The organism is Mangrovibacterium sp., assembly GCF_059905295.1.
In genome coordinates, this window is sequence record NZ_JBZQJF010000327.1 from 1 (window position 1) to 2,246 (window position 2,246).

A 2,246-nucleotide genomic window follows, 5' to 3' on the forward strand; every position below is an offset into this window, starting at 1 on the left:
CTGACCATCAACCTGGGTACTGGTAATTTCCGATTCGGCATAACCGCAAAGCACACCGTTTATTTCAACGGCAAAAGTTTCTGTTTCCGGCAGGTCTTTTAACGCCTGCCCGGCTGCTGTTGCCCACAAAAAAGCAGACAATACCAGCACATACGATAGTTTAAAAACTGTTTTCATGGCTTTAAATTGTTAGTTATATGGCATTACTTCGTTTTTTTGTTGATCTCTTTTATGGCTTGTCTGGCATAAAACCGAACATCCCAGTCTTCATCATCAATGACTTTTTCAAGATAGGGAACAGCGTCGGCAGGTAATGAATCAAGCAGCATGTACACCACTTCGCGGCGTACATTCGAATCTTCATCTTCCAAATGCTTATACAGGTAGGGTTTAGCTTTTTCAAGATCAATTCTCATCATTGACTTCAAGGCTGATGCCCGATAATACCAGAAATCATCGTCAAGGCTTTCTTCGAGATAAGGCATGATTTCTTCGCAACCAATATTCGATAGCGTTTCAAGCAAAACATTGGCTTTGACCCTCTTATTATCAGCGTTTAACATCTCCAGTAGTTCATCCTCTGCTTGCGCTGCCTTTAAACTCCCTAAACTTCTAACTGCCGCTTCCACTATTCCGGACACTGAATCATTCAGGGCATTTATCAGAATTGGGATTGCTTCGGGAACGTTGTAGGCACCGGCTGCCTGAATCGCGTATCCTCTAACATCCGGATCAGGAGACTCCATGAGTTCATAAAATGCCGGATAAGTTTCGGATCCCATCGACAAAAGCTCTGCAAATGGCTGCAACGATCGGGTTCGGCGCGACTGCTCCCTGGTAATATCTGTAATCAGCAAATCTGCTTTTCTTTTATCATATGGCTTTGCTGACAAGGCATTTGGGTCTCCGGACGGCTGAAAGTCGACCCAGAAAAGTGAAAAAGCCATTAAAAGAACAGCGTAAACTGTGAGCGTCAATCCGATTTCTTTTCGGTTTTCGGGACGATTTTTACGAATCAGCAAATACATTGGAAACTGTATGATTTTCTTCAAAAAAGCTGGTGCCGGGAAAAAAAACGGAGTTCTTTTGCGGTATTCATCGTAATCATCGCCGGCAGTCTCACTCATCTTTAATTCTTCCAGAAAACAGATTCCGATAATTACCACTGTTGACAAAAGCCACGGAAGTGTTCCATACCATCCCCAGCTTTTTTTCATGTCGTTAACTGTCGGTCCAAAAAGCATCAATCCATAACTCCAGATTATCCACCCCAAATACTGCGGGTGTCGCGAATATTTGTAAATCCAGTGTTTGGCCACCTTGTTGTTGGCAAAACGAACTTTGATCCATGCGTAAACTCCCAAAACGAAAATCAGCGTACCGGAGATCATAAACAAATAGATCAAAAATTGATGTGCATTCCAGTTGAAGAGTTTGGCAATCCACAATAATATCCAATACGGAATCAACACCACTTTCCCCAGATCAATCATCGAAAGCGAAATTTCCTGCAGTGGGAAGAATATCACGTTTAGCAATCCAAGGCCGGCCAGGTAAAACATGCTGTAAGCAAAAGTGGCAAAAACAGGAAGGAAGAGCGCAATTCCTCCAATCCATATAAAACTGTTCTTTTTGGTGACGAAGCCAAGAATAATCATCAGAAAGATTAATCCGAGGCAGATATATCCGATCCAGCGAATTTTAACAACCTCGAAAAACAACTCAATTTTCGCGTTATTGTAGCCCGGATCAGATTGAGGAGTTCCAATATTCGACTGAAGAAATTTATCAAGCAATTGCGGGATTTCGATGAAGGCAAACATCAGTCCAATTGAAAACACCAGCGCCAGAAAAAACAATCCGATGTCTTGTAAAATCTTCTTTGGTTCTTTTAGTTTCATGGCTTTGATTTTATGATTTTTATATCCAAAAACTCAAATCCATTTCCGGCTGATTCCCGACAGTTACATCCCAAATTTCTTCAGCAGAATGGCAAAAAGTGCAAATCCAAATGCAAGTATCAGCATTAGTACCAGTTTGTTTACCCGGTCCTGTTTTCGTTGTTGTTCGATAAGTTCGCTTACAACTACCTTGTTGTTGTCATTCAGGTCCGACAAGCACGCTTCAAGGTGTTTAACGTGGTAGCGTATCTGCGCACGGAAGGTGAAAAAGTTAAATCCGAGTCCGATCAGAATAAAGGTCAGAAACACTGCAATGTCGATCCAATCGAGTGTGCGAACCTTGCC

Annotated in this window: 2 protein-coding genes; both read right to left on the reverse strand. The window is 42.2% G+C overall.

Features of this window, described 5'->3' with window-relative positions; all coding sequences use genetic code 11:
* Positions 1 to 203: 203 nt before the first annotated feature.
* Entirely contained in the window at positions 204 to 1,901 is a 1,698-nt protein-coding gene (locus AC37HE_RS16455; protein WP_500784130.1) for a HEAT repeat domain-containing protein, read from the reverse strand.
* A gap of 63 nt (positions 1,902 to 1,964) precedes the next feature.
* Positions 1,965 to 2,246 (reverse strand): hypothetical protein (locus AC37HE_RS16460; RefSeq protein WP_500784132.1); only part of this gene is annotated, 282 nt, incomplete at its 5' end.

Coding starts and splice junctions, on each gene's coding strand:
- AC37HE_RS16455 (WP_500784130.1), bottom strand. CDS start 1,901: ATGAAACTAAAAGAACCAAAGAAGATTTTACAAGACATCGGATTGTTT.